The organism is Rhizobium sp. F40D2, assembly GCF_051810745.2.
Lineage (GTDB): Bacteria > Pseudomonadota > Alphaproteobacteria > Rhizobiales > Rhizobiaceae > Rhizobium.
In genome coordinates this window covers 20,869-46,296 of record NZ_JBPWQX020000001.1, presented here as the reverse complement: position 1 = coordinate 46,296, position 25,428 = coordinate 20,869, and the positions used below count along the sequence as shown (strand labels likewise).

The 25,428-nt window shown below is 61.6% G+C and carries 22 protein-coding genes; 13 read left to right on the top strand and 9 right to left on the bottom strand.

The features are described from left to right. The first annotated feature begins 31 nt into the window (after window positions 1-31). Entirely contained in the window at window positions 32-499 is a 468-nt protein-coding gene (locus tag ACS4RS_RS22515; RefSeq protein WP_439013503.1) for a cyclic nucleotide-binding domain-containing protein, read from the top strand. A gap of 321 nt (window positions 500-820) precedes the next feature. Here ACS4RS_RS22515 and ACS4RS_RS22510 read toward each other — a convergent pair whose 3' ends face one another. Together ACS4RS_RS22510 and ACS4RS_RS22505 are read right to left on the bottom strand one after the other, a co-directional pair. Further along, window positions 821-1,384, bottom strand: coding sequence for an alpha/beta hydrolase (locus ACS4RS_RS22510; RefSeq protein WP_439013502.1), 564 nt, complete (start codon window positions 1,382-1,384; stop codon window positions 821-823). Window positions 1,385-1,434: 50 nt separating this feature from the next. Beyond that, entirely contained in the window at window positions 1,435-2,766 is a 1,332-nt protein-coding gene (locus tag ACS4RS_RS22505) for an MFS transporter (protein ID WP_439013501.1), read from the bottom strand. A 376-nt stretch (window positions 2,767-3,142) separates the two neighbouring features. Here ACS4RS_RS22505 and cyoA point away from each other — a divergent pair, with 376 nt between their 5' ends. From cyoA to ACS4RS_RS22475, 6 genes are all read left to right on the top strand, one after another. Beyond that, window positions 3,143-4,327: a ubiquinol oxidase subunit II gene (gene cyoA, locus ACS4RS_RS22500; protein WP_439013500.1), complete on the top strand. Its 1,185-nt coding sequence runs from the start codon at window positions 3,143-3,145 to the stop codon at window positions 4,325-4,327. Window positions 4,328-4,369: 42 nt separating this feature from the next. After that, on the top strand, window positions 4,370-6,373 hold the full coding sequence (gene cyoB / locus ACS4RS_RS22495; RefSeq protein WP_439013499.1) for a cytochrome o ubiquinol oxidase subunit I: 2,004 nt from the start codon (window positions 4,370-4,372) through the stop codon (window positions 6,371-6,373). 5 nt (window positions 6,374-6,378) lie between these two features. Then, window positions 6,379-6,999: a cytochrome o ubiquinol oxidase subunit III gene (cyoC, locus tag ACS4RS_RS22490; RefSeq protein WP_007628222.1), complete on the top strand. Its 621-nt coding sequence runs from the start codon at window positions 6,379-6,381 to the stop codon at window positions 6,997-6,999. Then, window positions 6,996-7,397, top strand: a complete 402-nt coding sequence (cyoD, locus tag ACS4RS_RS22485; RefSeq protein ID WP_003595044.1) for a cytochrome o ubiquinol oxidase subunit IV — start codon at window positions 6,996-6,998, stop codon at window positions 7,395-7,397. The genes cyoC and cyoD overlap by 4 nt, the downstream gene beginning before the upstream one ends. A 46-nt stretch (window positions 7,398-7,443) precedes the next feature. Then, on the top strand, window positions 7,444-8,202 hold the full coding sequence (locus ACS4RS_RS22480) for an SURF1 family protein (RefSeq protein ID WP_449314023.1): 759 nt from the start codon (window positions 7,444-7,446) through the stop codon (window positions 8,200-8,202). A 103-nt stretch (window positions 8,203-8,305) separates the two neighbouring features. Next, the gene (locus ACS4RS_RS22475; RefSeq protein ID WP_439013497.1) at window positions 8,306-9,499 is read left to right on the top strand and encodes an acyltransferase family protein; all 1,194 of its coding nucleotides are present in this window, start codon (window positions 8,306-8,308) and stop codon (window positions 9,497-9,499) included. 17 nt (window positions 9,500-9,516) lie between these two features. Here ACS4RS_RS22475 and ACS4RS_RS22470 read toward each other — a convergent pair whose 3' ends face one another. The 3 genes from ACS4RS_RS22470 to ACS4RS_RS22460 all read right to left on the bottom strand — a co-directional run bounded on the left by ACS4RS_RS22470 (window position 9,517) and on the right by ACS4RS_RS22460 (window position 13,837). Further along, the gene (locus ACS4RS_RS22470; protein ID WP_449314022.1) at window positions 9,517-11,445 is read right to left on the bottom strand and encodes a PAS domain S-box protein; all 1,929 of its coding nucleotides are present in this window, start codon (window positions 11,443-11,445) and stop codon (window positions 9,517-9,519) included. A 69-nt stretch (window positions 11,446-11,514) separates the two neighbouring features. Further along, window positions 11,515-12,921, bottom strand: a complete 1,407-nt coding sequence (locus ACS4RS_RS22465) for an FAD/NAD(P)-binding protein (protein ID WP_449314021.1) — start codon at window positions 12,919-12,921, stop codon at window positions 11,515-11,517. A 298-nt stretch (window positions 12,922-13,219) separates the two neighbouring features. Continuing rightward, a complete protein-coding gene (locus tag ACS4RS_RS22460) occupies window positions 13,220-13,837 on the bottom strand; it encodes an NAD(P)H-dependent oxidoreductase (protein ID WP_439013495.1) in 618 nt (205 codons plus the stop codon). A gap of 122 nt (window positions 13,838-13,959) precedes the next feature. Between ACS4RS_RS22460 and ACS4RS_RS22455 the strand changes: the two genes are divergently transcribed. The 4 genes from ACS4RS_RS22455 (at window position 13,960) to ACS4RS_RS22440 (ending at window position 19,788) form a co-directional block, all read left to right on the top strand. After that, window positions 13,960-15,921: an ABC transporter transmembrane domain-containing protein gene (locus ACS4RS_RS22455; RefSeq protein WP_439013494.1), complete on the top strand. Its 1,962-nt coding sequence runs from the start codon at window positions 13,960-13,962 to the stop codon at window positions 15,919-15,921. Window positions 15,922-16,131: 210 nt separating this feature from the next. Further along, window positions 16,132-18,030 (top strand): ABC transporter transmembrane domain-containing protein, encoded by a 1,899-nt coding sequence (locus ACS4RS_RS22450; protein WP_439013493.1) that lies wholly within the window; start codon window positions 16,132-16,134, stop codon window positions 18,028-18,030. A 103-nt stretch (window positions 18,031-18,133) separates the two neighbouring features. Continuing rightward, window positions 18,134-18,430, top strand: a complete 297-nt coding sequence (locus tag ACS4RS_RS22445) for a hypothetical protein (protein WP_439013492.1) — start codon at window positions 18,134-18,136, stop codon at window positions 18,428-18,430. Between the two features lie 320 nt (window positions 18,431-18,750). Continuing rightward, on the top strand, window positions 18,751-19,788 hold the full coding sequence (locus ACS4RS_RS22440) for a LacI family DNA-binding transcriptional regulator (RefSeq protein ID WP_439013490.1): 1,038 nt from the start codon (window positions 18,751-18,753) through the stop codon (window positions 19,786-19,788). A gap of 6 nt (window positions 19,789-19,794) precedes the next feature. Here the strand turns inward: ACS4RS_RS22440 and ACS4RS_RS22435 are convergent, their stop codons facing one another. Together ACS4RS_RS22435 and ACS4RS_RS22430 are read right to left on the bottom strand one after the other, a co-directional pair. Then, on the bottom strand, window positions 19,795-21,087 hold the full coding sequence (locus tag ACS4RS_RS22435; protein ID WP_439013489.1) for an MFS transporter: 1,293 nt from the start codon (window positions 21,085-21,087) through the stop codon (window positions 19,795-19,797). Between the two features lie 142 nt (window positions 21,088-21,229). After that, complete coding sequence (locus tag ACS4RS_RS22430) at window positions 21,230-22,429, bottom strand: Bcr/CflA family efflux MFS transporter (protein WP_439013488.1); 1,200 nt, start codon at window positions 22,427-22,429, stop codon at window positions 21,230-21,232. Window positions 22,430-22,601: 172 nt separating this feature from the next. Here ACS4RS_RS22430 and ACS4RS_RS22425 point away from each other — a divergent pair, with 172 nt between their 5' ends. Then, the gene (locus ACS4RS_RS22425) at window positions 22,602-23,342 is read left to right on the top strand and encodes a TetR/AcrR family transcriptional regulator C-terminal domain-containing protein (protein ID WP_439013487.1); all 741 of its coding nucleotides are present in this window, start codon (window positions 22,602-22,604) and stop codon (window positions 23,340-23,342) included. 24 nt (window positions 23,343-23,366) lie between these two features. On the opposite strand, the gene ACS4RS_RS22420 is transcribed toward ACS4RS_RS22425, so the two are convergent. After that, entirely contained in the window at window positions 23,367-23,807 is a 441-nt protein-coding gene (locus tag ACS4RS_RS22420) for a response regulator (protein WP_003595022.1), read from the bottom strand. Window positions 23,808-24,070: 263 nt separating this feature from the next. Here ACS4RS_RS22420 and ACS4RS_RS22415 point away from each other — a divergent pair, with 263 nt between their 5' ends. After that, window positions 24,071-24,610, top strand: coding sequence for a L,D-transpeptidase family protein (locus ACS4RS_RS22415; RefSeq protein ID WP_439013486.1), 540 nt, complete (start codon window positions 24,071-24,073; stop codon window positions 24,608-24,610). A 7-nt stretch (window positions 24,611-24,617) separates the two neighbouring features. Here ACS4RS_RS22415 and msrA read toward each other — a convergent pair whose 3' ends face one another. Further along, window positions 24,618-25,322: a peptide-methionine (S)-S-oxide reductase MsrA gene (gene msrA / locus ACS4RS_RS22410; RefSeq protein ID WP_439013485.1), complete on the bottom strand. Its 705-nt coding sequence runs from the start codon at window positions 25,320-25,322 to the stop codon at window positions 24,618-24,620. Window positions 25,323-25,428 lie beyond the last annotated feature (106 nt).

The window sequence follows — 25,428 nt, the reverse complement described above, 5'->3', positions numbered from 1 at the left end:
AAGAATCCTGCGTCAAGGGATTGAAACGCTCATGCTGTTGAGAGACGAAGTCGAAATGCTGCGACGGGTGCCGATCTTTTCAAGGATCGCGCCAGCCAAGCTCAAGCTTTTGGCCTTCACCTCCGACCGCATGACCTACAAGGCCGGACAGAACCTCTTCAATCAGGGCGATGTCGGCGACGCCGCTTATGTCATTCTCTCCGGCACCGCCGATATCATCGTCTCCTCGCCAGCCGGCGAGATCAAGGTCGCCGATGTCGAACTCAACTCCATCGTCGGCGAAATCGCCATCCTCTGCGATGTCTCGCGCACGGCGACGGTGCGCGCCACATCGCCGCTCGAGGTGCTGCGCATCAGCAAGGAACACTTCCTGAAGCTGCTCAGCGACTTCCCCGAAATGGCCGTCGAAATCATGCGCGTGCTCGCCGACCGCCTGAACCACACCACTGCGGAACTGACTGCAGCCCGGGCAGCAAAGCAGCCGCAAATGGCGCAGTAAGATTTTAGGTCAGGGTGTCGGTGGCCATTTTCGCGCACCGTGGACCAGGCGCAAAATTTCCACCTGTTTGAGTTTTTGGCGGACACGATAGATCACGATAAAAGATGTGCGTGAAATGACCAGTTCGCGCGCCATCTCTTCTTCAACAACTTCGTGCGGAATCCAGACCGCCTTCGGATCGGCTCCCTATCCTCCCGTCATGCTCAGGCTTGTCCCGAGCATCTGCAACCTGCGCAACAGGCATAGGCCATGTCGTCCGGTTCGCGACGAGGATCCGCCCCTCATAACCCTCTCCCCGTAAACGGGGCGAGGGGACGTGCGCTATGCAAAGAGGCAACCGCCTTCGATGAAAGCGGCAATATCGGCCCGTAACGGAGATTTAGCCGTCAGCGCGTCGGTGCGGTAAAAATCGTGCTGCTTGTCAGCATAGGTTTTCCAACGCCTGGGAACAATGTTGTTCCAACTTTCAGGCGGCCGATATGGATCGAGTTCTCCCCAGACCACCATTGTCGGTATACTCAGTGGAGACGTTTCAAAGCGCAATCTGGTTGATGACACGCAGATCAGGGCCTGAAGCTGCAGACCCTCTTTGACCGCATTCCACAAAGCGGTTCCACCGGCGCTAAAACCGATTCCCAGGCACGTGCGTCTGTCCATCTCACGAAGTGCTCGAACCGCATGCCGCATGCCGTCTTCGTTGAAAAGATGATGGTGAAGCTCGTCTCCGCGCAGACCGGGTCGACCGCTCAGGTCGGCCAGCTGAAACAAGCGGTGCTCAGAGCACCCAACATCCAAGAGTTCGGCGAAGGTTTCGGGAAAGCCGTGAATATCGCTAACGACCAACAAGTGCTGCATAAATTCGGCCGCGCCGCTCTTCGAGACCATAGAGGATGAGGCAGCACGCCGGACTTTCCGGCGTACTGCTGCGGTTTGCACTATTCGCGCTGTTCCAGCGCCCTGCTGAAGGCGAGCGCCGCCAGCGTGCAGATGGCGCCGGAGAGCAGGTAGTAGCCGACGAAGGTCAGGCCGAAGCGACTGGAGAGGCTAAGCGCCACCAGCGGCGCGAAGCCGGCGCCGACCAGCCAGGCGAGGTCCGAGGTGAAGGCAGCACCCGTGTAGCGATAGCCGCGGCCGAAGCGCGACGAGATCGAGCCGGTCGCCTGGCCGAAGGACAGGCCGAGCACGCCGAAGCCGACGATGACGAAGGCGTCATGGCCGCTGTTGCCGGAGGCGATCAGGATCGGGCCGACGAAGCTGAAGACGGCGATGATGACGGCGCCGATGGCAAGCTGGGCGCGCCGGCCGATACGGTCGGCGATCAGGCCCGACGCAACGATGGCGACGATGCCGACCATGGCGCCGACTACCTGCACCACCATGAAGGCGCCTATCGGCTGGTTGCCGTAGAGGCTCATCCAGCCGAGCGGGAAAATGGTGACGAGGTGGAACATGGCAAAACTGGCGAGCGGCACGAAGGCGCCGATCAGGATGTCGCGGCCGTGAACGCGCAGCACATCGAGGATCGGTGCGGCTTCCAGCTCGTGCTGTTCGAGTAGCGTGCCGAATTCCTTGGTCATGACCAGCCGCAGACGCGCAAATAGCGCCACGACGTTGATCGCGAAGGCGACGAAGAACGGATAACGCCAGCCCCAGGAGAGGAAATCCTCACTGGAAAGATTGGCGACAAAATAACCGAACAGCGTGCTTGCCAGGGCAAAACCGATCGGCGCGCCGAGCTGCGGGATCATCGCATACCAGCCGCGGTGATTGGCCGGCGCATTGAGCGCCAGCAGCGAGGCAAGCCCGTCCCAGGCTCCGCCGAGCGCAAAACCCTGGCCGAGACGGAAGAGCGCCAGCAGCGCGATCGACCAGACGCCGATCTCCTCATAACCCGGCAGGAAGGCGATCGAGGCCGTCGAGCCGCCGAGCAGGAAGAGCGCAATCGTCAGCTTGGTGCCGCGCCCGTACATCCGGTCGATCGTCATAAAGACGACGGAGCCGACGGGGCGAGCGAGGAAGGCGAGCGAGAAGATGGCGAAGGAATAGAGCGTGCCCGTCAGCCTGTCGGGCGCAAAGGGGAAGACGAGCTGTGGAAAGACCAGGACGGAGGCGAGGCCGTAGACGAAGAAATCGAAGAATTCCGACATGCGGCCGATGACCACGCCGATGGCGATGCTGCCAGGCGAAACCGGTTTGTCGTCGTGAATACGCCGCGCGTCGCGTTCCAGCGACGATGACGACGGTCCGTAATGCGATGTTGTTGCCATAAACGCCTCCTCGTTAAGGCGCTTCCGGCAAGGCGCCCCAAGCGTGATCTTGATCAAACCCGCAGGCTTATCAAGTCCGTAAGACTGAAATAGTTGATCATCGCGGCGCAAATGAGCGTGGATGGGGAAAATTTGCGTGATCCGGACGACGATTTCCGCCGCGAATGCTGGCCTGACCGGTTCTTGCGGATATATTGGACTGAAACATGCGCTGGCGAAAAATCCTTCTGGATATCCTCAGGATTTCAACGCTGTAGGACACCAGCATTTACGCCGCAGTGCGGCATGCTTGCTGCACTGCGACCAAACACCTCATGTCGCGATCTGGTTCAGTGCGTTAGTCGCGGAACAAACGAAACAACAAGAGCTTAGAGACGTGCCAAAACTCATGAAGTTTTCCCGCCTTCTATCCGTCTTGCCGCTGCTTCTCCTGGCAGGATGCAACATGGTGGTCATGGCGCCGTCGGGCGACATCGCCGTGCAACAGCGCGATCTCATCGTCATCTCGACGGTGCTGATGCTTCTGATCATCATCCCGGTGATCTTCCTGACGCTGCTCTTTGCCTGGCGCTACCGACACTCCAACACGGCCGCAACCTATGCGCCGGAGTGGCACCATTCGACCCGCCTCGAAATCGTCATCTGGGCTGCACCCCTGGCGATCATCATCGCGCTCGGCGCCGTGACCTGGATTTCCACCCATAAGCTCGACCCCTACCGCCCGCTCGACCGCCTCGATGCGGCGCGCGCCATCCCGGCCGATACCAAGCCGCTGACCGTTGAGGTCGTGGCGCTCGACTGGAAGTGGCTGTTCTTCTATCCCGAACTCGGCATCGCCACCGTCAACGAGCTCGCCGCGCCCGTGGACATGCCGATCAATTTCAAGATCACCTCCTCCTCGGTGATGAACTCCTTCTATATCCCCGCCCTTGCCGGCCAGATCTACGCCATGCCGGGCATGGAGACCAAGCTGCACGCCGTCATCAACAAAGAGGGCGAGTATGAGGGCTTCTCCGCCAATTACAGCGGCTCGGGCTTCTCGCATATGCGCTTCAAGTTCCACGGCCTCAACCGAGAAGGCTTCGACGCCTGGGTGGCCAAGGTCAAACAGCAGGGCACCATGCTCAACCGGGACGCCTATCTGAAGCTCGAAAAGCCGAGCGAGAAGGAGCCGGTGCGCTATTATGCCGGCGCCGATGCCGATCTCTACGACGCCATCCTCAACATGTGCGCCACACCAGGCAAGATGTGCATGAACGAGATGATGCACATCGACATGACGGGCGGCGGTGGCAAGGAAAGCGCCGAGAATCGCGACAAGCTCCAATATGACAACCGCCATGCCGACGAAGGCATCGTGGCGCCTGCCGCCACCGTGCCTGCAACGGGTGCTCCGGCGCGCAGCGAACCGGTCAAGTCAAGCGATGGCAACAGCATGCAGCACGACATGCCCGGCATGGACAGCACGCCCGGCACGGACATGCAGCATGACGGCCATTCCATGCCCGGCATGAACAACGGCGCCGATCCTGCGCCGGCGCAGCTCAACAACAACAATTAACCTGGCGCTTTGCGTCGCAAGACATAATGAACGGGTTGTTCCATGTTTTCCAATCCTGACCTCCTGAAGTTCGTCTTCGGCCGGTTGACCCTCGATGCCATCCCCTACCACGAGCCGATCCTGGTCGTGACCTTCATCGGCGTCGTCATCGGCGCCATTGCGGTGCTCGGCCTCATCACCTATTTCAAGTTCTGGGGGCCGCTCTGGAACGACTGGATCTGCAGCGTCGATCACAAGAAGATCGGCATCATGTATGTGATCCTCGCCGTCATCATGCTGTTGCGCGGCTTCTCCGACGCCATCCTGATGCGCATCCAGCAGGCGATCGCCTTCAACGGGTCGGAGGGCTACCTGCCGCCGCACCATTACGACCAGGTGTTCACCGCCCACGGCGTCATCATGATCTTCTTCGTGGCGATGCCCTTCGTCACCGGCCTGATGAACTTCGTCGTGCCGCTGCAGATCGGCGCGCGCGACGTCTCCTTCCCCTTCCTCAACAATTTCTCCTTCTGGATGACCACCGCCGGCGCGATCATCATCATGCTGTCGCTGTTCATCGGCGAATTCGCCCAGACCGGCTGGCTCGCCTACCCGCCGCTGTCGGGTGCCGCCTACAGTCCTGGCGTCGGGGTCGATTATTATATCTGGGGCCTGCAGGTGGCCGGTGTCGGTACGACGCTTTCGGGCATCAACCTGATCGCCACCATCGTCAAGATGCGGGCACCGGGCATGACCTTCATGAAGATGCCGGTCTTCACCTGGACGGCGCTTTGCACCAACGTGCTGATCGTCGCCTCCTTCCCGATCCTGACCGCCACGCTCGCCCTGTTGTCGCTCGACCGCTATGCCGGAACGAACTTCTTCACCAATGACCTTGGCGGCAACCCGATGATGTACATCAACCTCATCTGGATCTGGGGCCATCCGGAGGTCTACATCCTGGTGCTGCCGGCCTTCGGCATCTTCTCGGAAGTCGTCGCCACCTTCTCCGGCAAACGCCTCTTCGGTTACGCCTCCATGGTCTACGCGACCTGCGTGATCATGATCCTGTCCTATATCGTCTGGCTGCACCACTTCTTCACGATGGGCTCGGGTGCATCCGTCAACTCCTTCTTCGGCATCACCACGATGATCATCTCGATCCCCACGGGCGCGAAGATCTTCAACTGGCTCTTCACCATGTATCGCGGCCGCATCCGCTTTGAGGTGCCGATGCTGTGGACGGTCGGCTTCATGGTGACCTTCGTCATCGGCGGCATGACCGGTGTCATGCTCGCCGTGCCGCCGGCCGACTTCGTGCTGCACAATTCGCTGTTCCTCATCGCCCACTTCCACAACGTCATCATCGGCGGCGTTCTGTTCGGCATGTTTGCCGGCGTGAACTACTGGTTCCCGAAGGCCTTCGGCTTCAAGCTCGATCCCTTCTGGGGCAAGCTGAGCTTCTGGTTCTGGCAGATCGGCTTCTGGTTCGCCTTCATGCCGCTCTATGTGCTCGGCCTGATGGGCGTCACCCGCCGCATGAGCCAGTTTGAGGACCCGTCGCTGCAGATCTGGTTCATCATCGCCGCCTTCGGCGTCGGCCTGATCGCGCTGGGTATCGCCGCCTTCCTGATCCAGATCGTCGTCAGCTTCATGAAACGCGAGGAATTGCGCGACGACACCGGCGATCCCTGGGACGGCCGCACGCTGGAATGGTCGACCGCCTCGCCGCCGCCGGATTACAACTTCGCCTTCACGCCCGTCGTCCACGACCATGACAGCTGGTACGACATGAAGAACCGTGGTTATGCGCGTCCACTGGAAGGCTTCCGGCCGATCCATATGCCGAAGAACACCGGCACCGGCGCCATCCTCTCAGGCATCAGCGTCGCGCTCGCCTTCGGCCTGATCTGGTACATGTGGTGGCTGGTCGTCGTCTCCTTCGTCGGTCTGCTGGTCGTGGCGATTGGCCATACCTTCAACTACCGACGCGATTTCCACATCCCCGCCGAAGAGGTGACCGAAACGGAAGGCAAGCGCACCGCGCTGCTTGCCGAGCAGGTGTAATGACCATGAGCGATCAAACCATCGACACGGCCGAAAAGCCTGAATTCTACCTGACGGAAGACCATCATCCGGAGAACAGCACCAATCTCGGTTTCTGGCTCTATCTGATGAGCGACTGCCTGATCTTTGCGGTGCTGTTTGCCACCCATGGCGTGCTCGGCCGCAATTATGCCGCAGGCCCCTCGCCGGCCGATCTCTTCGATCTGCCGATCGTCGCCCTCAACACCTCGATGCTGCTGCTCTCCTCGATCACCTACGGCTTTGCGATGCTGCAGATGGAGCGGAACGCCAAGGCGGAAACGCTGTTCTGGCTTGCCGTCACCGGCCTCTTCGGCGCGGCCTTCATCGGGCTCGAGCTCTACGAGTTCATCCACCTGATCCACGAAGGCGCCGGGCCGACGCGCAGCGCCTTCCTCTCCTCCTTCTTCACCCTGGTCGGCACGCACGGGCTGCACGTCACCTTCGGCATCATCTGGCTGATCACGCTGATGGTGCAGGTGTCGATGCACGGGCTGGTCGAAGCCAACCGCCGCCGCCTGATGTGCCTGTCGATGTTCTGGCACTTCCTCGACGTCGTCTGGATCGGCGTCTTTTCCTTCGTCTATCTCCTGGGAGTTCTCGGATGAGTTCGCAAGCACCCGCACATGAGGATGCCCACGAGGCCCATCACGGCCACAGCCACGGCCATCAGGCCGGCCACGGTACCTTCCGCAGCTATATGACGGGCTTCGCGCTCTCCGTCGTCCTGACCGCCATTCCGTTCTGGCTGGTCATGGCAGGCGTGTTCGCCAGCCCGCTGGTGACGGCGGTGCTGGTGATGGGCATCGGCGCCATCCAGATCGTCGTCCATATGGTCTTCTTCCTGCACATGAACCCGCGCAGCGAGGGCGGCTGGACGATGATGGCGCTGATCTTCACCATCATCATCGTCGCCATCGCGCTCTCCGGTTCCCTCTGGGTCATGCATCATCTCAACACCAACATGATGCCGATGAGCCCCGAGATGATGAAGAACATGCCGTGATGATCACGAAGCGCCGGCGGCAGTGCCGCCGGCATCGGTTCAGCCCATGAGCGCGGCTCCTTCGGACAAATCGGAAAGACGGCCTTCCCAGGCAAAACGGGCGTTCTTCTGCGTCTGCCTGGTGCTGCTTGCCGCAGCCCTCGCAGCGCTCGGCACCTGGCAGGTGCAGCGTCTCGCCTGGAAGCGCGACCTCATCGCCCGCGTCGACCAGCGTGTACATGCGGCACCGGTTCCGGCACCGCGGCAAGCCGATTGGGATAAGGTCAATGCCGCCGATGACGAATATCGGCGGGTGCGTGTTACCGGGACGTTGGCAAACGACAAGGAGACGCTGGTCTATGCCTCCACGACGCTCGGCCCAGGTTATTGGGTGATGACGCCGCTGACCCTTGCCGACGGCACGTCCATTCTCGTCAATCGCGGCTTCGTGCCGATGGACAGACGCGATCCGGCCACGCGCCGCGCGGGCGAATTGTCAGGCCCGGTCGTGATCACAGGCCTCATAAGGATGACCGAGCCGAAGGGATCGCTGCTGCAATCCAACGATGCCGCCGCCGACCGCTGGTATTCGCGCGATGTCGCGGCGATCGCGCAAAAACGCGCCGTCGGTGCGGTCGCCCCCTATTTCATCGACGCCGACGCCGCTGCCAATCCGGGCGGACTGCCTGTCGGCGGCCTGACGATCATCCATTTCCCCAACAATCATCTCGTCTATGCGATCACCTGGTACGGGCTGGCGACGATGGCGCTCGCCTTGCTGGTGTTCGTTTTTCGCGGCGAGATCGGAAGAGGCCGCCGCCAATAACTGCGGCACGCGGTTGCGCCGGACGCTTGAGCGCAACCGGATTAATATCGTGTAAAGCGATGTCCGATACTTCTTACCGGAACAGAATATTTAGAAGTTGCCCATGACCCGGCCGGATTACATACCCAGTCTCGATGGCCTGCGCGGTATCGCCGCGCTGCTGGTCGTTCTAGCGCATGTCGGACTTATCTTTCCAAGTGCATCCGTGCATTTGACGACCATGGGCAGCGAAGCTGTCGGCCTGTTTTTTGCCCTCAGCGGCTTTCTGATGGCCCATCTCTACGGCTCTCGGCCGGTGACCCAGGAAAACGTCCTGGATTTTCTGGTAAGCCGCTTTGCCCGCATCTATCCGGTTTATCTGGCTGCCGTGCTGCTCGTGGCGATGCTGTCCGGCATACAGAATCTCGACTTCGTTCAGCCGATCATTGGCGGCACCGACTTTGTGCGCCATGTCTTACTTCTGGGCTCGAGCGGGGTTTTCTGGTCAATTCCTCCCGAAATTCAATTCTATCTGCTCTTCCCTATCCTGTGGCTTTGCTTAGCCCGCCCGCACCGCTGCAGCGGGGTGATCGTCGGCTTCGCGGTGGTCGTCGTCGTCGATGGTCTGCTTGAATTGCCGGGGCCTGGAATCATGCTCCTTTCAAAGCTTCCCTATTTTCTCTTCGGCGCATTGGCCGGGAAGATCCATTCCTACGGGGATGGATGGACGCCATCTCCCCTCACCGGAATTTTCACGCTCTTTCTTCTGGCGGCGTTCTTCACGTACAGGCATCTCGTGCCAGGTTTTTCACCTGAATTCTGGAGCCTGCAAAGCGCCGTCGCCGCGGCGGTCATTGTCGCGCTCGTTGCTCGACAACCTGCCATCGCAGCCCATGTCCTGGCAGCTGGACCTATGCGTTTTCTTGGCGCGATCAGCTTCTCACTCTATCTTTTCCACGTGCCGATCATGTTCCTGGTGCATCGGAGTTTCGAAACTCTGATGCCGGAACCGGCGCTGATTGGGGTTGCGCTTGTCGTCGCGGTGGGGGGCGCATGGTTCCTGCATGAGACGATAGAAGTCCCGAGCCGACGTCTGCTTGTCGGGCTGTGGCAGCATCATCGGTGGCGTGTCACCGCACGCAAAATTCCGGCTGGGCGGATCGAACAGGCGATCCTTGACCTGCAAGAGACCGAAAAGCGCCTGCTGAGCGGCGCGCCGTCAGTCACCCCGGTCGAACGGCAAGTTCTGACGCCGCCCGAAATCCGGGAGGGAACCGGCCGCGACGGGGATAATGGCGATGAGAAGCGTCGCGCATAGGCGGGCGATCGTGCTCTTTAAGAGGCGACCCGGCTGATCGCATCAGCGAGCTGCGCCTGCGAGAACGGCTTGCCGAGGCGGGGCAGATTGGCGATCTGGGTGCCTTCGGGCAGCTCGGCGTAACCGGTTGCGAGAATGATCGGCATCTCCGGCCATTCCTCGCGGATCACCTCGGCAAGCTCGGCACCGGTCATGCGCGGCATGGCATGGTCGCAAATGACCAGATCTACCGGCTGCCTGCGCATGATCTCGAGCGCCTCCGGACCTGCCATCGCCTCGAACACGGTGTGACCGAGATCCTCCAGCATCAGCGTCGTATTCATCAGGACCAAACCATCGTCGTCGACGGCGACGATGCGCAGCCCGCGCGGCGTATTTTCCGCGCGTTGCGGCGGGTCGGCGGTGACCTCGGCCACCTGCTCGAGCGTGACGACCGGGAACCACAATTCAGCCGTCGTGCCTTCGCCGAGGCGGCTCTTCAGCATGAGGCGGCCTCCGGACTGGGAGGCAAGACCCTGCACCATGGAAAGGCCGAGACCGGTGCCCTTGCCGACACCCTTGGTGGTGAAGAACGGCGTAATTGCCTGCTCCATCGTCTTTGCATCCATGCCCTCGCCTTCATCGATTACCGCGATGCGGACATAACGGCCGGACGGCAGCGGACCCTTGCCCGATGGCACTGATTCCTCGGCAGCGCGAAGCAGGATCCGGCCGCCGGACGGCATGGCGTCGCGGGCGTTGACGACGAGATTGAGGATCGCCATCTCCAGCTGGTTCGGATCGGTCAGGATCGTCGGCAGCCGGATGGGGAAAGAGGTCTCGATCCTGGTGAGGGGGCCGAGCGAACGGCTCAGCATATCCATCATCCCGCGCACCAGGCCGGAGACGTCGATCGGCTCCATATGCAGTTCCTGCCGGCGGGAAAAGGCCAGCATGCGCTGCGTCAACGCCGCGCCGCGCTGGGCACCCTGCATGGCATTATCGACAAGCGATGTCAGCGACCGATCCTGCGGCATGCGTTTCTTCAGGATTTCGAGACTGCCGAGCACGGCCATCAGCAGATTGTTGAAATCATGGGCGATACCGCCGGTCAACTGACCGATCGCCTCCATCTTCTGCGACTGGAACAGCTCTTCGCGTGCCTGCTCCAACGCCCGCTGGGTCTCCATCTTCTCGGTGATATCGCGGGTGATCTTTGCAAAACCGATAACCTGGCCGTCATCGCCGCGTATGGCGTCGATGACCACGCTGGCCCAAAAACGGGTGCCGTCCTTGCGCACGCGCCAGCCTTCCCTCTCGAACCGCCCTTCGGCGCGGGCGATGCCGAGTGCAGTCTGCGGCATGCCGGCGGCACGGTCCTCTAGGGTGTAGAAGGTCGAGAAATGCCGGCCGATAATTTCATCAGGCCGGTAACCCTTGATCCGCTCGGCGCCGAAATTCCAGCTGCTGACATTGCCGCTGGGATCGAGCATGTAAATCGCATAGTCGGAGACACCCTGGACCAGCCGGCGGAACTGTTCCTCGCTCTGGCGGATCGCGTTTTCAGCAGCCCGGCGTTCGGTCAGATCACGGGTGATCTTGGCAAAACCGATGAGTTCGCCGGAGGGATGGCGGATGGGATCGATGATCACATGGGCCCAGAAGCGGCTGCCATCCTTGCGCTGGCGCCAGCCCTCCCCCTCGAACCGGCCTTGCTCCTTCGCGGTCGCGAGCGCGCGCTCCGGAGTTCCCGCGGCGCGGTCCTCTTCGAGATAGAAACGGGAAAAATGCTGGCCGAGAATTTCGGAAGGCCTGTAACCTTTGAAACGCTGAGCGCCGGTATTCCAGCTGGTGATGATGCCTTCGGGGTTGAGCATGTAGATGGCGTAGTCGGTGATGGCATCGACCAAAAGGCGAAAACGTCCCTCGTCGTTAAGAGACGGGTCTTGTCGATTCAGCGCTTCCATCAGCCCCTCTTAGTCACCAGCGCTTTATAACGCGGCGGCGGCCAAATTGTTCCGAAATGACCTCAATTTTCAGACGGCCCTGACCTGCGGATAGAACCGTTCGCCGACCCGTTCGGCCGCGGCATAAGCTTGCGAGACGATTTCCGGCACGAGATCGATATCGGGCAGGCTGCCGAGGCCGAGCGGACCGACGGCAAAAAGTCCGGCGACCGCCGACCCGTCCTTAAGGAAAGGCTCGCCGCGCGCAGTGACCGCCAGCCCAAGCGAGAGCTCATCCGTCATGGCGAGACCGGCGGCAAACAGACTCTGGATCAGCGGCGCCGAAAGATCCGGCGCCTGACAGCGGCAATCGATGATGCGCTCGGCATGGATGATCTCCTCGGCGGAGGAGCCGGCCGGCGTGAAGAACAGGCCGCTCAGGCCCCGGCGGCCGGCACGCCCACGGCGCAGCACCGTGCGGCCTTCGGCAAGCTCGCGTTTCAGGCGCAGATGCATCGCCTCCGGCAGGCGGTTGCGATGGCTGTCGTAGATTGCCCGCAAATGCCGGTTGAACTGGTGTTTGTCGCGCGCCGGCAGCGAACGCCAGAGCGAGCGGGCATGTTTCCTCAGGCCGTTCATCACCGATTGCCAGCTTCGGCCCTCTTCCTCAGCCTCGCGACAGGCCTGGCGGATGAAGCGGACGATGTCGGGCAGGCTCTCGGGCAGCGCTTCGGCTGGAAATACCGGATCGGCGGAATTCGGCGTATGGCTCTGGGGCAGGAAGCCGCGGCGGGAAATGATCGTCACCTGGCCGGCATAACCGGAATCGCGCAGCTGCAGCAACTGATCGACGACGCGGATGCCGCTGCCGAGCAGCACCGCATGCGGCCTTGCCACGAGGCGCTGGGCTCTGACCGGCGAAGCCTCCTGCTCGCCGGCATCGGGATCGCAAAGCCCGTAGCCGGTGGCGAGGATCACCGTATCGAACAGCGGATTGGCAGGATTGGCGCTTTCGAGCAGGAAGCGGTTGCCATGGCTCCTGTGGATCGCCACGACCGGATCGTTGCAGACCTGGACGGTAATGTCGCGGCGCGCGGCAAGCGCTTCCGAGAAACGCTGGTAGACATAATCGCTGAAGATTTCCTTCGGCACGAAGATCTGCCGGAAACCGGGGATGGCGGCCGGCACGGCGGCGCGGAAGGCGGCATTGCTGCAGAGCCAGTCGTTGAAATCGTCATTGTCGCCGACTGAGACCGAGAGATCGCGCACGCGGGTGTTGAGGATCGTTGAGGCCCGCGCTGACGCCAGCGCCTGCCCGCCGCTGACCGACGAATTCGGATCGAACAGCTGCAAATGGAAGGGAGCGCGCAGCGTCTTCATCAAGGCGATGGCCGCCATCATGCCGGAAAAGCCGCGGCCGACGATTGCAATACGCGGCACGGCCGATATCTGCGCCGCCGCATTGGCTCCGGCGGAAAAAAGTCCCTGAACCGTCATCGCAACTCCTTTGCGGCTTCATCCGCATCGTGTGTCGATCGAGGTTTCAACGCATAAAAGCGGGTCATGCGTTGATGAGGTTCAAGCGGCCGTTCACGAACATCTGCCGCAGGATCGAGGTTCGGGCCGGAGGCCTCGAAAGTGCCCGAGCGGAGCAATCACGCTCGTTCTATAGTCTATTAAACTAGTCGTGTATCAAAGCGCTAAATCGCGCGCATGGCAAGAGCTTTCTTGCAAAGGCAACTCAAACCGTTGAAAGATATTGGGTTTCAGAAGCGCCGAAGGCGTCTGTTCCGCTTCAGCCGCCCTCACCCGGATATTGTTTCGCCTTCAGCAGACCCGCCAGATGCGCCGTGTTGCGGGCCAGCATGTCGACGGCTTTGGTCACGACCTTCGGAACCTTGTCGAGATCGACGAAATTGGTAGAGCCCATCGCCTCACCGACCCAGTAGGCAACCGCATTGGCCGGAATGGTGAAGCCGAGATCGTTCATCGCCTGGTAGATCTCGGCCGACACATGATGGGCGCCGTCCTCGTTGCCGACGACGGCGACGGCCGCGACCCTGCCGTGAGAGACCATGCGGCCCTGATCGTCCGTCTCGTCGAGGAAGGCGTCCATGCGCTCCAGCGCCCGCTTGCAGACGCTGGAAGGCTGGCCGAGCCAGATCGGCGTCGCCATGATCAGGATATCGGCGGCGAGCACCTTGGCGCGAATATCCGGCCAGTCATCTCCTTCGCCTTCGTCCGATGTGACCCCCGGCTTGACGTTAAAATCGGCAAGCCGCAGCATCTCCGTCTTGACGTCATGGGCCGACAGCGCCTTGTCGATGAGACCGATCATCCGGTCGGTCGACGACGGCTCCTTGGCATCGCTTGATTTCAAAGTTGCATTGAGAGCGAGGGCTTTCAGCGGCATGGTCTCTCTCCGGAAATGATTGCCTGACGGGGTTGTCTGCCGCAACCCACCCGCGCGCCGATTGTTCCTTTCGGGATGCGAGGGGACCTCACGTAAAAATAACCAGTTGGTGAATTCTTTACTTGAACCCCCAAATGGAATCGGCAAAAGTGACGGTGCTATCAATCCTTTCATGGATTTGCCGTCTTTTCGGGCCAGCGTCCGATCACACATCTATTGGAAAAAATACCGTGAGCAGCGATGCGTTAATACGCGCGACGAAGCCTTCGGCTTCGATGGCGCTTGTAACTGCGGCAGGCTGGGGCCGAGGCCTCTTCACATTGGTGCGCATCACCATGATGGCCTTCCGCCACCCCTGGCAATCGGGCTTTGCGATCGGCGCCACGCTTGTCGCCTCCACCTTTCAGCTGATGATCCCCCGCCTTCTCGGCCAGGCGGTCGACCACACGCAGATGGCGATGAGCGGCGGTGCGGCCGGCCAGGCGGCGCAGGACGCGCTGTTGACGACGGCGCTGCTGCTGCTCGGCGCCAGCGTGTTGCGCGGCCTCTTCACCATGGTCCAGAACTATTACAGCGAAGCCGTCGGCCATCACATCGGCTACGAATTGCGGCTGGCCTGCTACGAGAAGATCCAGCGGCTCTCCTTCAGCTTCCATGACACCGTGCACTCCGGCGACCTGATCACTATCGGCCTGCTCGATCTCGAAGGCGTGCGCATGTATTTTTCCACGGCGCTCGTCCGGATGATCCTGCTGTCGATCCTGATCGGCATCGGCGCCTATATGCTGCTGTCGACCGATATCGTGCTCGGCCTGCTGGCGCTCTCCTTCGTGCCCTTCGTCGGCTGGCGCTCCTCAGTGACGCAGCTCAGGCTGCGCGCCACCTGGCTCGACCTGCAGGAGCGGCTGTCGGTGCTGACCCGCATCATGGAAGAAAATCTCGGCGGCATCCGCGTCGTGCGCGCCTTTGCCGCGCAGGACCACGAAATGTCGAAATTCGAAGCGGCATCGAAAAACGCGCTGGCGCTCGCCCATCAGCGCGTCGGCATCCGTGTGACCAACACCAGCGCCATGACCTTTTCCTTCTTCGCGGCGATGGGGCTGGTGCTCTTCGTCGGCGGCGGCAAGGTAATGTCGGGCGAGATCACCGTCGGCACGCTCGCCTCCTTCCTGACCTTCATGACCATCCTGCAGATGCCGGTGCGCCAGCTCGGGCTGATGGTCAATGCTTTCGCCCGTGCCTCCACCTGCGGCTCACGCCTCTTCAACCTGCTCGACCTCGACATCGCGATCAAGGACGCGCCCGATGCCAGGGAACTGGCGGTGACCGACGGCGTACTGCGCTTCGAAAATGTCAGCTTCGCCTATCCCGGCTCGGAAAAGCGCACCGTGCTCCATGACGTCTCCTTCGAAGCCAGACGCGGCCAGACGGTCGGCATCGTCGGGCCTCCGGGCAGTGGCAAGTCGACGATCGCCCATCTGATCCCGCGCTTCTACGACGTTAGCGGCGGCAAGATCACCATCGACGGCCAGGACATCCGCAAGGCGAAGCTGCAATCGCTGCGCCGGGCGGTTGCCGTCGTGCAGCAGGATTCCTTCCTGTTCACCACGACGATCGAGAACAACATCGCCTATGGCGACCCCTGGGCGAAGGAAGGCCGCATCGAACGCGCCAGCGAGAGCGCCCAGTTGCACAATTACGTGCTCGGCCTGCCCACGGGCTACGGCACCGTCGTCGGCGAGCGCGGCGTTTCGCTGTCCGGCGGGCAACGGCAGCGTCTTTCGATCGCCCGCGCGCTGATGCTGAAGCCGGCGGTGATGGTGTTCGACGATTCGACGGCGGCGATCGACGCGGCCACCGAGCAGCGCATCCGCAGCGCCATGCGCCGCTATGCCGCCGACCGCGTCACGATCATCGTCGCCCATCGCCTGAGTTCGCTGATGCATGCCGACCAGATCCTGTTCGTCGAAGACGGCCGGATCGTCGAGCGCGGAACACATGCGGCGCTGCTGGCGCTCGGCGGGCGCTACAAGGCGCTCTACGAGCTGCAGGTGCGGCCGGGCGACGAAGTGTTGAGCGCGTAACTTCCCTCTTCTCCCCATCGGGGAGAAGTGCCGAGCAAAGCGAGGGGACGAGGCGCGATAGCGACGAGTGCGCTGAGCGGAAGCGAAGGGCAAATAAGGGCGTGCCGTGCGGCCCCCTCATCCGCCCTCCAGGCACCTTCTCCCCGCTGGGGAGAAGAGGAAAAGCAATGAGATGCAGGCCAGCGACGTCATGGCCGCAGGAGGAGTGAGATGGCCGAGGAACTGGAAACCGAGCGTCCCGACGTTCGCGAGGACGGGCGCCGCCCGCCGCGGGCAGTCGTCGGTTCGCATCGCGTCGAGGAGGAAATGTTCGGCAAGGCCTTCGACGGCAATATCGTCAAGCGCATCTGGGCCTTTGTCCGCCCCTATCGCCGTCAGGTCGCCTGGTCGGTCGTCGCCGTCCTGACCTTCACGATGATGCAGTTGCTGATCCCGCTGATCATCCGTTACGCCATCGATCACGGCATGTCGCCGGGCGGAAGTCCTTCGGCGCTGATCTGGTCGATTGCCGCCTTCGCCATCGCCATTTCAATCAATTATGCGGCAAGCTACGCGCAGGAGACGCTGGTCGGCGGCGTCGCGGAAGACGTGCTCTTCGATATCCGCAGGGCGATGTTTTCGCATTTGCAGCGCGTCTCGCTCTCCTTCATGGACAAGACCGAGGTGGGGCGGCTGATGTCGCGCCTGCAGGGCGACGTCAATTCGATGCAGGAATTCCTCGAAACCTCGGTTCTCTCGGTCGGGGACATCGTGCTGCTCTTCGGCATCGTCTTCGTCATGCTCTATCTCGATTTCAAGCTGGGGCTGCTGACGCTCTCGGTGCTGCCGGTGCTGTTCATCGTCCGCCTGTTCTGGCTGCCGCTCGCCCGCAAGTCCTTCATGGCCGCGCACGAGACCAATTCGGTTGCCGCCGGCGCGCTTGCCGAAGCCATCCATGGTGTGCGTGCCGTCCAGAGCATGGACCGGCAGGGGGTCAACTTCACGCTTTACGACGACAAGGCGCATGCCAACCTCAGAACGCATCTGACGGCGGCGCGCTATGCCCAGGTGATGGTGCCGATCGTCGACAGCCTGACCGGCGTGGCGATGGCGCTCGTCATCGTCGTCGGCGGCGCCCGCGTTCTCAACCAGGCGCTCGATGTCGGCGTGCTCGTCGCCTTCCTGTTCTACATCCAGCGCTTCTTCGACCCGATCCGGTCGCTGACACTCCAATATTCGGTGATGCAGCGCGCCATGGCGTCCGGCCAACGGCTGACCGAGGTGCTCGACGTGCCCGTCGACATCAAGGACGCGCCCGGCGCCAAAGCCCTGTCGCGCGACATGGACGGCTCGGTGGAATTCAAGGATGTCGTCTTCGGCTACAATCCGAAACATCCGGTGCTGAAACATGTGAGCTTCAAGGTCAATCCCGGCGAGACGGTGGCGCTGGTCGGGCCCACGGGTTCGGGAAAATCGAGCTGCATGTCGCTGATCCACCGCTTCTACGACGTGCAGCAGGGCCAGGTGCTGGTCGGCGGCCACGATGTGCGCGAGCTGACGCAGGATTCGCTTGGCGCGCAGATCGCCATGGTGCTGCAGGAACCCTTCCTCTTCACCGGCACCGTCTTCGAAAACATCCGCTACCACAAGCTGGAGGCGACGCGCGAACAGGTGATCGAGGCCGCCAAGGCGGTCGGCGCCCACGAATTCGTCATGCGCCTGCCCGATGGCTACGACAGCGTTCTCGGCGAACGCGGCGGCAATCTTTCGCTTGGCCAGCGCCAGCTTTTGAGCTTTGCCCGCGCACTTGTGGCGGATGCGAAGATCCTGGTGCTCGACGAGGCGACCGCCAATATCGACAGCTATACCGAGATGCTGATCCAGAAGGCGCTGGTGAAGCTGCTCGAAAATCGCACCGGCCTTGTCATTGCTCATCGCCTGGCGACCATCCGCGAAGCCGACCGCATCATCGTGTTGCAGAACGGCGAAATCATCGAGAGCGGCGACCACCGGCAATTGATGAAGAACGGCAAGCTCTATTCCAGGCTTTATAACCTCAACTATGCCTCCTTCGACGATATTCCCGAAGACGTGCTGGAAGAGACGACGACGGCGCAGTCGGCGACCTAGACCCCAGCTTCTGCATTAACGCATGTTGCAAAGTTTGAACGAACAAACGCCTTGCTGCCGCATTTCTCTTTTATCGGGGGCCGGTGCCACTGAGGAGAAAGTTATGAAGAGAATTTTTAGCAGCCTGTTGATCGCGACGGCCCTTGTTGGATCGGCTATTCAGCCCGCTGCCGCGCGTGATCACCACCATCACGATAATACCGGCCGCATCATTGCCGGCGGCGTAGCCGCAGGTGTGGTCGGCGGTCTGATCGGCGGCGCGATCGCCAATAACGGCCCCCGCTACGTCGATGGTCCGCGTTACGTCGAACCGGCCCCGAGATGCTGGTATGAGGACCGCGACGTCCGCAACCGCTACGACGGCGGCCACCACACAGAAACCGTGCGGGTCTGCGAGTAGACCTTGAACTTTTCCAGCGTCGTCGAACTGATTGACGGCGCCTATTCCTTCTCGGCCGAGGTTGCCTCCCGCAACCTCGGCATTTTTCGACGATAACAGCATCGCAAAAATTCCGCCCGCCGCCTGGCCTGTCTCCAGCTGCCGGAGATGGAGCGCGCATCAGCCGCCGACCGGCTATCTGCCAGGCTTCCAACCGTAACCTCTTACCCACGGCTTTTCGCAAGCGTCATCTTGTGGCAAAGAAGCGGTTTCAGGCAATACCGCACGCAAAATATGCCGTGGCTTTGCCGGAATTGCTTCACGGAGGAAGATCGTCTGAGATGAAGGGAATTCGCCAGCTCGCCGAGCATCTCGACATTTCGATCGGTACCGTGTCGCGTGCGCTGAACGGCAAGCCCGACGTCAATGACGAAACGCGCCGGCGCGTGCTCGCTGCTGCCGAAGAGCTCGGTTATGTCGCCAACCAGTCGGGCCGCAGCCTTCGCCAGGGCATGACCAACGTCATCGGGCTGATGCTCGAGGTCAGCCGCGAGACGGTTGAAAACAGCGATGACTTCTTCCTCGGCGTCACCGACGGGCTGCAGAGCGTCTTTTCCCGCCACAAGCTCGATCTGGTCATGCTGCCCTGCCCCGATGACGAGGATCCGCACGAATATCTGAAACGCATGGTGGCGCGCCGGCTTGTCGACGCGTTGATCATCTCGGCGACCCGGCGCACCGACCGGCGCATCGAGCTCCTGGAAAAGGCCCGCATTCCCTTCGTGGCGCTCGGCCGCAGCGCGTCGGGCGGCAGCTACACCTGGATGGACCTCGATTTCGAGGGCGTGGCGGCCCGCGGCGTCGACCGGCTGGTGGCAAAAGGCCATCGGCGGATCGCGGTGGCCGCCCCCTCCTCCGACATCAATCTCGGCTACATCTTCCTCGACAGTTACCGTCAGGCGCTGAAACGCCATGACATTGCCTTCGACCCCGCCCTCGTCATCCGCGTCAAGTCGAGCGAGCAGGGCGGCTATCAGGCCGGCCACGAACTGCTGATGATCGAGGATCGGCCGACCGCAATCATCCTGATCCACGAGCTGATGGCGATCGGGCTTTACCGCAAGCTGGCCGAAGCCGGCATCGTGCCCGGCCGCGACCTCGCCGTCGTCGGTTTCCGCGAGGAGCCGCGCACGCATTTCCTGCAGCCGTCACTGACTTCCTTCCGCATGTCGCTGCGCGATCTCGGCGCCCAGCTCGGCGAAACCCTGCTTGCCAGCATGCCGGCCTATGCCGAGCACTATCCGCAGGGCGCCCGCAACCGGATCTGGCCGCTGGAACTCGTTCCCGGCGAAAGCGACGCTTTCACCCTTTCGCGCTGAGGTCGCTCAGGCGCGGCTCGGCGCCGCCGGCGGCTCCCGGCTCGACAGCTGGCGCGTGACGAAGAACACCAAGAGGGCGCCGACGGCAAGGCAGGCGGCGAGGAAGAACATCGGTGCGATCGTGCTGCCGCTCTGATCCTTGATCCAGGGCACGACGTTCTGGGCGACGAAACCGCCGAGATTGCCGACCGAATTGATGGCGGCAAGGCCGGCCGCGGCCCCCGCACCTTTCAGGAAACGCGACGGCAGGCTCCAGAACACCGGCTGCGGCGCGAAGATCCCGGCGGCGGCCACGCAGAGGAAGGCAAATTGCAGCGCGTGGTTCGGGATCAGCGCCGAGAGCAGCAGGCAGGCGGCGCCGATGAACGCGGGGATGACGATATACGGCGTCTTCGATTGCGCCTTGTCGGCCATGGCCGGCACGACATAGAGCGCCACCGCCACCAGCAGCCAAGGAATGATGTTGAGGAAACCATTGACCGTGTTGCTGACGCCAAAGGCCTTGACGATGGTCGGCAGCCAGTAGCTCAGCCCATAGGCCGATAGCGGAAAGGCGACATAGCAGAGCGCCATCAGCAGGACGCGCGGGTCAATCAGCGCCTTGAAGCCGTTTCCGGCATGTTCGCCCATGCCGGCATTTTCCGCGGTGAGCCGGCGTTCGAGCCAGTCCTTTTCCTCATCGGTCAGGAAGCTCGCATTTTCCGGCCGGCCGGGAAGATAGAAGAAGGTGACGATACCGGCGATGATGGCGGGAATGCCGGTCGCCAGGAACACCCACTCCCAGCCGGCAAAGCCGTAAAGGCCGTCGAGATCGAGCAGCACGCCGCCGAGCGGCGCGCCGACGGCATTGGCGATGGCGCTGAAGATCATGAACAGCCCGACCATCCTGCCGCGATAGACCGAGGGAAACCACAGCGTCAGCAGATAGAGCACGCCTGGAAAGAAGCCGGCTTCGCACACACCGAGCAGGAAGCGCAGGATATAGAACATCGTCGCATTCTGCGTGAAGGCGAGCGCGACGGTGACGATGCCCCAGGAGACCAGGATGCGGGCGAACCAGACGCGGGCGCCGAGCCTATCGAGGAAGAGATTGCTCGGCACCTCGAAAAGGAAATAACCGATGAAGAACAGCGAAGCGCCGAGGCCGTAGGCATATTCGCTCATGCCGAGGGCATCGACCATCTGCAGCTTGGCGAAACTGACATTCTGCCGGTCGATATAGGCGATCAGATAAAGAATGCCGAGAAACGGCATCAGCTTCCAGGTGATTTTCGAGATCAGCCGCTTCTCATCGACCATGCGTATTCTCCGGAATGACCATACTTCGCGTCAAAGGATAGATAGAGCGGCGCGACAATATTCAATTGCTCGAGGTATTTTCTCTGCCGCCGCAACCCTGATTGGTGGCCGCACCCGAAAACGCGGGTGCGGCTTGTCCTGATTATTCGGCGGCGGCAACCGCGGCGCGGCGGCCGATCGTTCCCTGGGTCAGCACGAAGGCTGCGAAGGCGCAGAGCGCGATACCGGCGGCCATCGGAACGGCGGTGCCGTCGAAGTACAGGCTCGATATTACCATGGCGACGGCGGCGATGACGAAATGCAGCGTGCCCATCAGCGACGAGGCGGTGCCGGCGATGGCGCCGTGATCCTCGAGCGCCAGCACGGCGCTTGTCGGAATGACGAGGCCGAGGAAGCCGTAACCGATGAACAGGAAGCTCGCCATGACGGGCAGCTGGTTGAAGCCGGAGGCCATCACCACGGCCATGACGACCATGGCAAGCGCGAAGGCGCTGACCGCAATCCGCATGACGCGCACCAGGCCGAAACGCTCGCCGAGCCAGCCTGTCGCCTGCGACACCGCAAAGAAGGAGACGGCGTTGATCGAGAAGGCGAAGCTATATTCAGTCGGCGTCAGCCCATAGTGCTGGATCAGCACGAAGGGCGAGTTGGCGAGATAGACCAGAAAACTCGAAATGCCGAGGCCGCCGATGAAGGTCAGCGTCAGGAAATTGCGGTCGGAAAGCAGCAGCCGGTAGGCCGCCATGGCGCTCTTGAGGCCGCTGCCGCTGCGCTCCTTGGCCGGCCGGGTTTCCTCAAGTTGGGTGGCGAGCAGGACAAGGCCGATGAAGGCGGCAATCGTCACGGCCCAGAAGACGCCGCGCCAGCCGTAGAATTCGATGACGGCGCTGCCGGTCAGCGGCGCCAGGATCGGTGAGATCGAGAACACCAGCATCAGCAGCGACATCAGCCGTGCTGCCTGTACCCCGGTATGCATGTCGCGGACAATGGCGCGCGGGATGACCATGCCGGCAGCGCCGCCGATGCCCTGGACGAAACGGAAGGCGATCAGCGTTTCGATATTGGTCGAGAGTGCGCAGCCGATCGAAGCGACGGCGAAGACGCCGATGCCGAGATAGAGCGGCAGCTTGCGGCCCCACATATCCGACAGCGGCCCGTAGACGAGCTGGGCAAGCGCAAAGGAGATGAAGAAAGCGAGAAGGGTCAGCTGGGTGACGTTGTTATCGGCATGCAGGTCCTGGCCGATCGAGGGCAGCGCGGGAAGATACATGTCGATGGCGAAAGGCCCGATGGCCGAGAGAAGGCCGAGAATGAGGGCCATGCGAAAGAAGGAAGCCGTCATAAGGGTGATCTTTCATAAAAGCGCAGCGGAAGCATCGGATGGTCGCTCCGCCGCATGGCTCTTAAAGGTTCAATGATGATTGTTCGCGCGGAAGACGAAGTTGGGAGCTCATATCTCCAACGGCGAACCAGTCGTGTCAATAATTTTGGACACTGATGTAAACTAGACGCCATTGTCTAACACGTCAAGACGCCTTATCTTCGCTGTCATGAAAGATCGCATGACACCGGCAGTCCGGATCGGGGGGCATACGCAGCGCGGACAATGCGCCAAGCGCATGTCGATCCTCGATGCCGCCGCCGACGTCTTCTGCCGCCAGGGTTTTGCCGGCGCCAGTATCGACGAGATCGCCGCCGTCGCCTGCGTTTCCCGCCAGACGATCTACAATCACTACCGTGAAAAAGAGACGCTGTTCGTCGCCGTCGTCGAGGACGTCATGACCCGCGCCAATGCGATGCTCTTCTCCGTGCTGTCGAGCTTCCCCGAAAACGCCGACGATCTGGAGGACGAGCTCACGGCCTTTGCCGTGCGCCTCAACAAGAACTGCATCTGCAATCACGACGGAAAATTCCTGCGCAAGCTGGTGCAGACGGAGGGCGAGCGCTATCCGCACCTGTTCGAAAGCTGGCGCCAGCAGGGCCCGGGTAAGCTGACCAATGCCCTCTCCGCGCTTCTCGCGCGGCTCGCTCATAAGGGCGCGCTCGTCATCGACGATTTCGACATCGCCGCCCGGCAGTTCGTGGCGCTCGCCAATGCCGACCTGCAGATGATGACGCTTTTTGGCGAAACACCCAGCGATGAAGAGCTTGATAAGGCGGCACGCAATGCCGTCCGTACGTTTCTCAAGGCCTATGGTAGGCTTGGGGCGGATATTGCCGGCCGTCCGCCGGAGTTTGCAGCCATAGCCAGCTGACCGGGGTCTCGGTCAGCCTCCTGTTCAGGCAAAGACCGTCATCTGCGAGGGCACGACCGCGAACATGCCGACGCGGCGTGCGGCAAGATAATTGACCAGCTGCTGCACGACAGATGGCATGACCGGCTTCTGGACCACGCCGACCGCACCCTTGACGCCATCGGCGACGACCTCCGGATTGCCGGTCATGAAGACCACCGCAATGCCGTGCTCTTGCGCCAGCCGCCGGCCGATCTCCGGCCCGGTCGGGCCGTCGGCGAGATTGACGTCGACGAAGGCGATATCGGCAAGCGGCGCCAGCCGCAGCGCCTGCTCGCGATCGCTGGCAAGGCCTGCCACCTGCATCCCCATGCCTTCGACGGTCGCCCCGAGATCCAGGGCGATCAGGAATTCATCTTCGACGATCAATACTCTCTGCTTCATGAGATCATCTCGTTGCCAGCGCCGCACGACATTGGTGGCCATGATACGTCCCCTTGTTACGCACATACTTCGAAAGAGGCATCCGCTCCGGCAGCTGTCCCTGCTCAAAACTCCTTGTCGTAACGGGCGACTTGACGATATGTTCCGCGGTGGAACGCGATTTTCCACAATTAAGATGTTGTTAACATTGATAAATTATTAACAAGAAAACCGGCGTCGGATTGTTCTCGATCCCGAGTGCACGTCTGGATGATGGCGCAATGACACGATATGATTAGTCCGTTGGCCCCAGATCGAGGATCACGTTGAGAAGAAAGCTTATCGTGCTGGCCATCGTGATCGTCAGCCTTTTCGCCTATACGAAATTGATGGCGAGGATCGGCTCGGGCTCACCGCCTCCGGATGCGCCGCTCGCGCAACAGGCCGATCTCATCCGCGTTTATAAATCCGAACGCCGCATGGTCCTTCTCAAAGGAGATGTTCCGATCTCGACCTATCGGATTTCCCTTGGGCAGGCTGCCGACGCCGGCCCCAAGCAACGGGAAGGCGACGAAAGAACACCGGAAGGGCGCTATGAGATTGACTGGCGCAATCCGAAGTCGATGGCGCATCTCAGCCTGCATATTTCCTATCCGAGCCCCGACGACCAGCGTAATGCCGCAGCCGGGGGCTTTCCGCCCGGCGGCAACATCATGATCCACGGGCTGCCCAATGGCTGGGGTCTTTTCCGGCAAGCCCATCGGCTGTGGGACTGGACGAATGGCTGTATTGCCGTCACCAATGCGGAAATACGCGATATCTGGGCCCGCGTTCCCAATCATACGCCTATCGTCATCATGCCCTGAGGGGTAATCATCCCTTGGCCTTCCTGACGAGGACCGGCTCGCTGCGGTAGTCGGCGGGGAACAGCGATTTCAGATTCTCGATCTTCGGCAGGTCGTTGTAGACGATATAGGGATAGGTAGGATTGAGCGTCAGGAAATCCTGATGATAGGCTTCGGCCGGATAAAAGCCGGTGGTGTCGGACACTTTGGTGACGATCGGCTGGGCGAAGACATGGGCCTTGTCGAGCTGACCGATATAGTGCTCGGCAACATTGCGCTGCTCGGGACCGGCGACGAACAGCGCAGAGCGGTATTGCGTTCCCTGATCCGGGCCCTGGAAATTCAGTTGCGTCGGGTTGTGCGCCACCGAGAAGAAGATCTGCAACAGCTTGCCGTAGCTGACCTTGCTCGGATCGAACGTCACCTCGACGGATTCGGCATGACCTGTCGACCCGGTGCTGACGGTTTCATACTGCGCCGTTCCAGCCTTGCCGCCGGCATAACCGGAGACGGCGCTCTTGACGCCCTTGACGTGCTGGAAGACGCCCTGGACACCCCAGAAACAGCCACCGGCGAAAATGGCGGTCTCGGTGCCCGGTCCGGCAGCCTCGTCGAGATCAGGCGGCGGGATGACGACGGCATCTTCGGCCGCGCTTGCGGCACCCGCAGCGATTGAGAAAATCGTGGCGGCCAGGAGCGCGGCAAGGCTCCGGCGGCGATGAGACATGGACATGGCGCTACTCCCTGCGATCGTCGAAATCCTTGCCTATTCCTTTCGTGGTCGCAAATCACAAGGCGGTCACTCACGCCGATGTGACAGCCGGACGAAAGCGTCTGTG

Bases quoted from the DNA above. Each gene is read 5' to 3' on its own strand.
- cyoB (WP_439013499.1), top strand. From the start codon at position 4,370: ATGTTTTCCAATCCTGACCTCCTGAAGTTCGTCTTCGGCCGGTTGACC.
- cyoD (WP_003595044.1), top strand. From the start codon at position 6,996: ATGAGTTCGCAAGCACCCGCACATGAGGATGCCCACGAGGCCCATCAC.
- ACS4RS_RS22505 (WP_439013501.1), bottom strand. From the start codon at position 2,766: ATGGCAACAACATCGCATTACGGACCGTCGTCATCGTCGCTGGAACGC.
- msrA (WP_439013485.1), bottom strand. From the start codon at position 25,322: ATGTCCATGTCTCATCGCCGCCGGAGCCTTGCCGCGCTCCTGGCCGCC.
- ACS4RS_RS22460 (WP_439013495.1), bottom strand. From the start codon at position 13,837: ATGCCGCTGAAAGCCCTCGCTCTCAATGCAACTTTGAAATCAAGCGAT.
- ACS4RS_RS22445 (WP_439013492.1), top strand. From the start codon at position 18,134: ATGAAGAGAATTTTTAGCAGCCTGTTGATCGCGACGGCCCTTGTTGGA.
- ACS4RS_RS22440 (WP_439013490.1), top strand. From the start codon at position 18,751: ATGAAGGGAATTCGCCAGCTCGCCGAGCATCTCGACATTTCGATCGGT.
- ACS4RS_RS22465 (WP_449314021.1), bottom strand. From the start codon at position 12,921: ATGACGGTTCAGGGACTTTTTTCCGCCGGAGCCAATGCGGCGGCGCAG.
- ACS4RS_RS22515 (WP_439013503.1), top strand. From the start codon at position 32: ATGCTGTTGAGAGACGAAGTCGAAATGCTGCGACGGGTGCCGATCTTT.
- ACS4RS_RS22420 (WP_003595022.1), bottom strand. From the start codon at position 23,807: ATGGCCACCAATGTCGTGCGGCGCTGGCAACGAGATGATCTCATGAAG.
- cyoC (WP_007628222.1), top strand. From the start codon at position 6,379: ATGAGCGATCAAACCATCGACACGGCCGAAAAGCCTGAATTCTACCTG.
- ACS4RS_RS22480 (WP_449314023.1), top strand. From the start codon at position 7,444: ATGAGCGCGGCTCCTTCGGACAAATCGGAAAGACGGCCTTCCCAGGCA.
- ACS4RS_RS22475 (WP_439013497.1), top strand. From the start codon at position 8,306: ATGACCCGGCCGGATTACATACCCAGTCTCGATGGCCTGCGCGGTATC.
- ACS4RS_RS22450 (WP_439013493.1), top strand. From the start codon at position 16,132: ATGGCCGAGGAACTGGAAACCGAGCGTCCCGACGTTCGCGAGGACGGG.
- ACS4RS_RS22435 (WP_439013489.1), bottom strand. From the start codon at position 21,087: ATGGTCGATGAGAAGCGGCTGATCTCGAAAATCACCTGGAAGCTGATG.
- ACS4RS_RS22430 (WP_439013488.1), bottom strand. From the start codon at position 22,429: ATGACGGCTTCCTTCTTTCGCATGGCCCTCATTCTCGGCCTTCTCTCG.
- ACS4RS_RS22510 (WP_439013502.1), bottom strand. From the start codon at position 1,384: ATGGTCTCGAAGAGCGGCGCGGCCGAATTTATGCAGCACTTGTTGGTC.
- ACS4RS_RS22470 (WP_449314022.1), bottom strand. From the start codon at position 11,445: ATGGAAGCGCTGAATCGACAAGACCCGTCTCTTAACGACGAGGGACGT.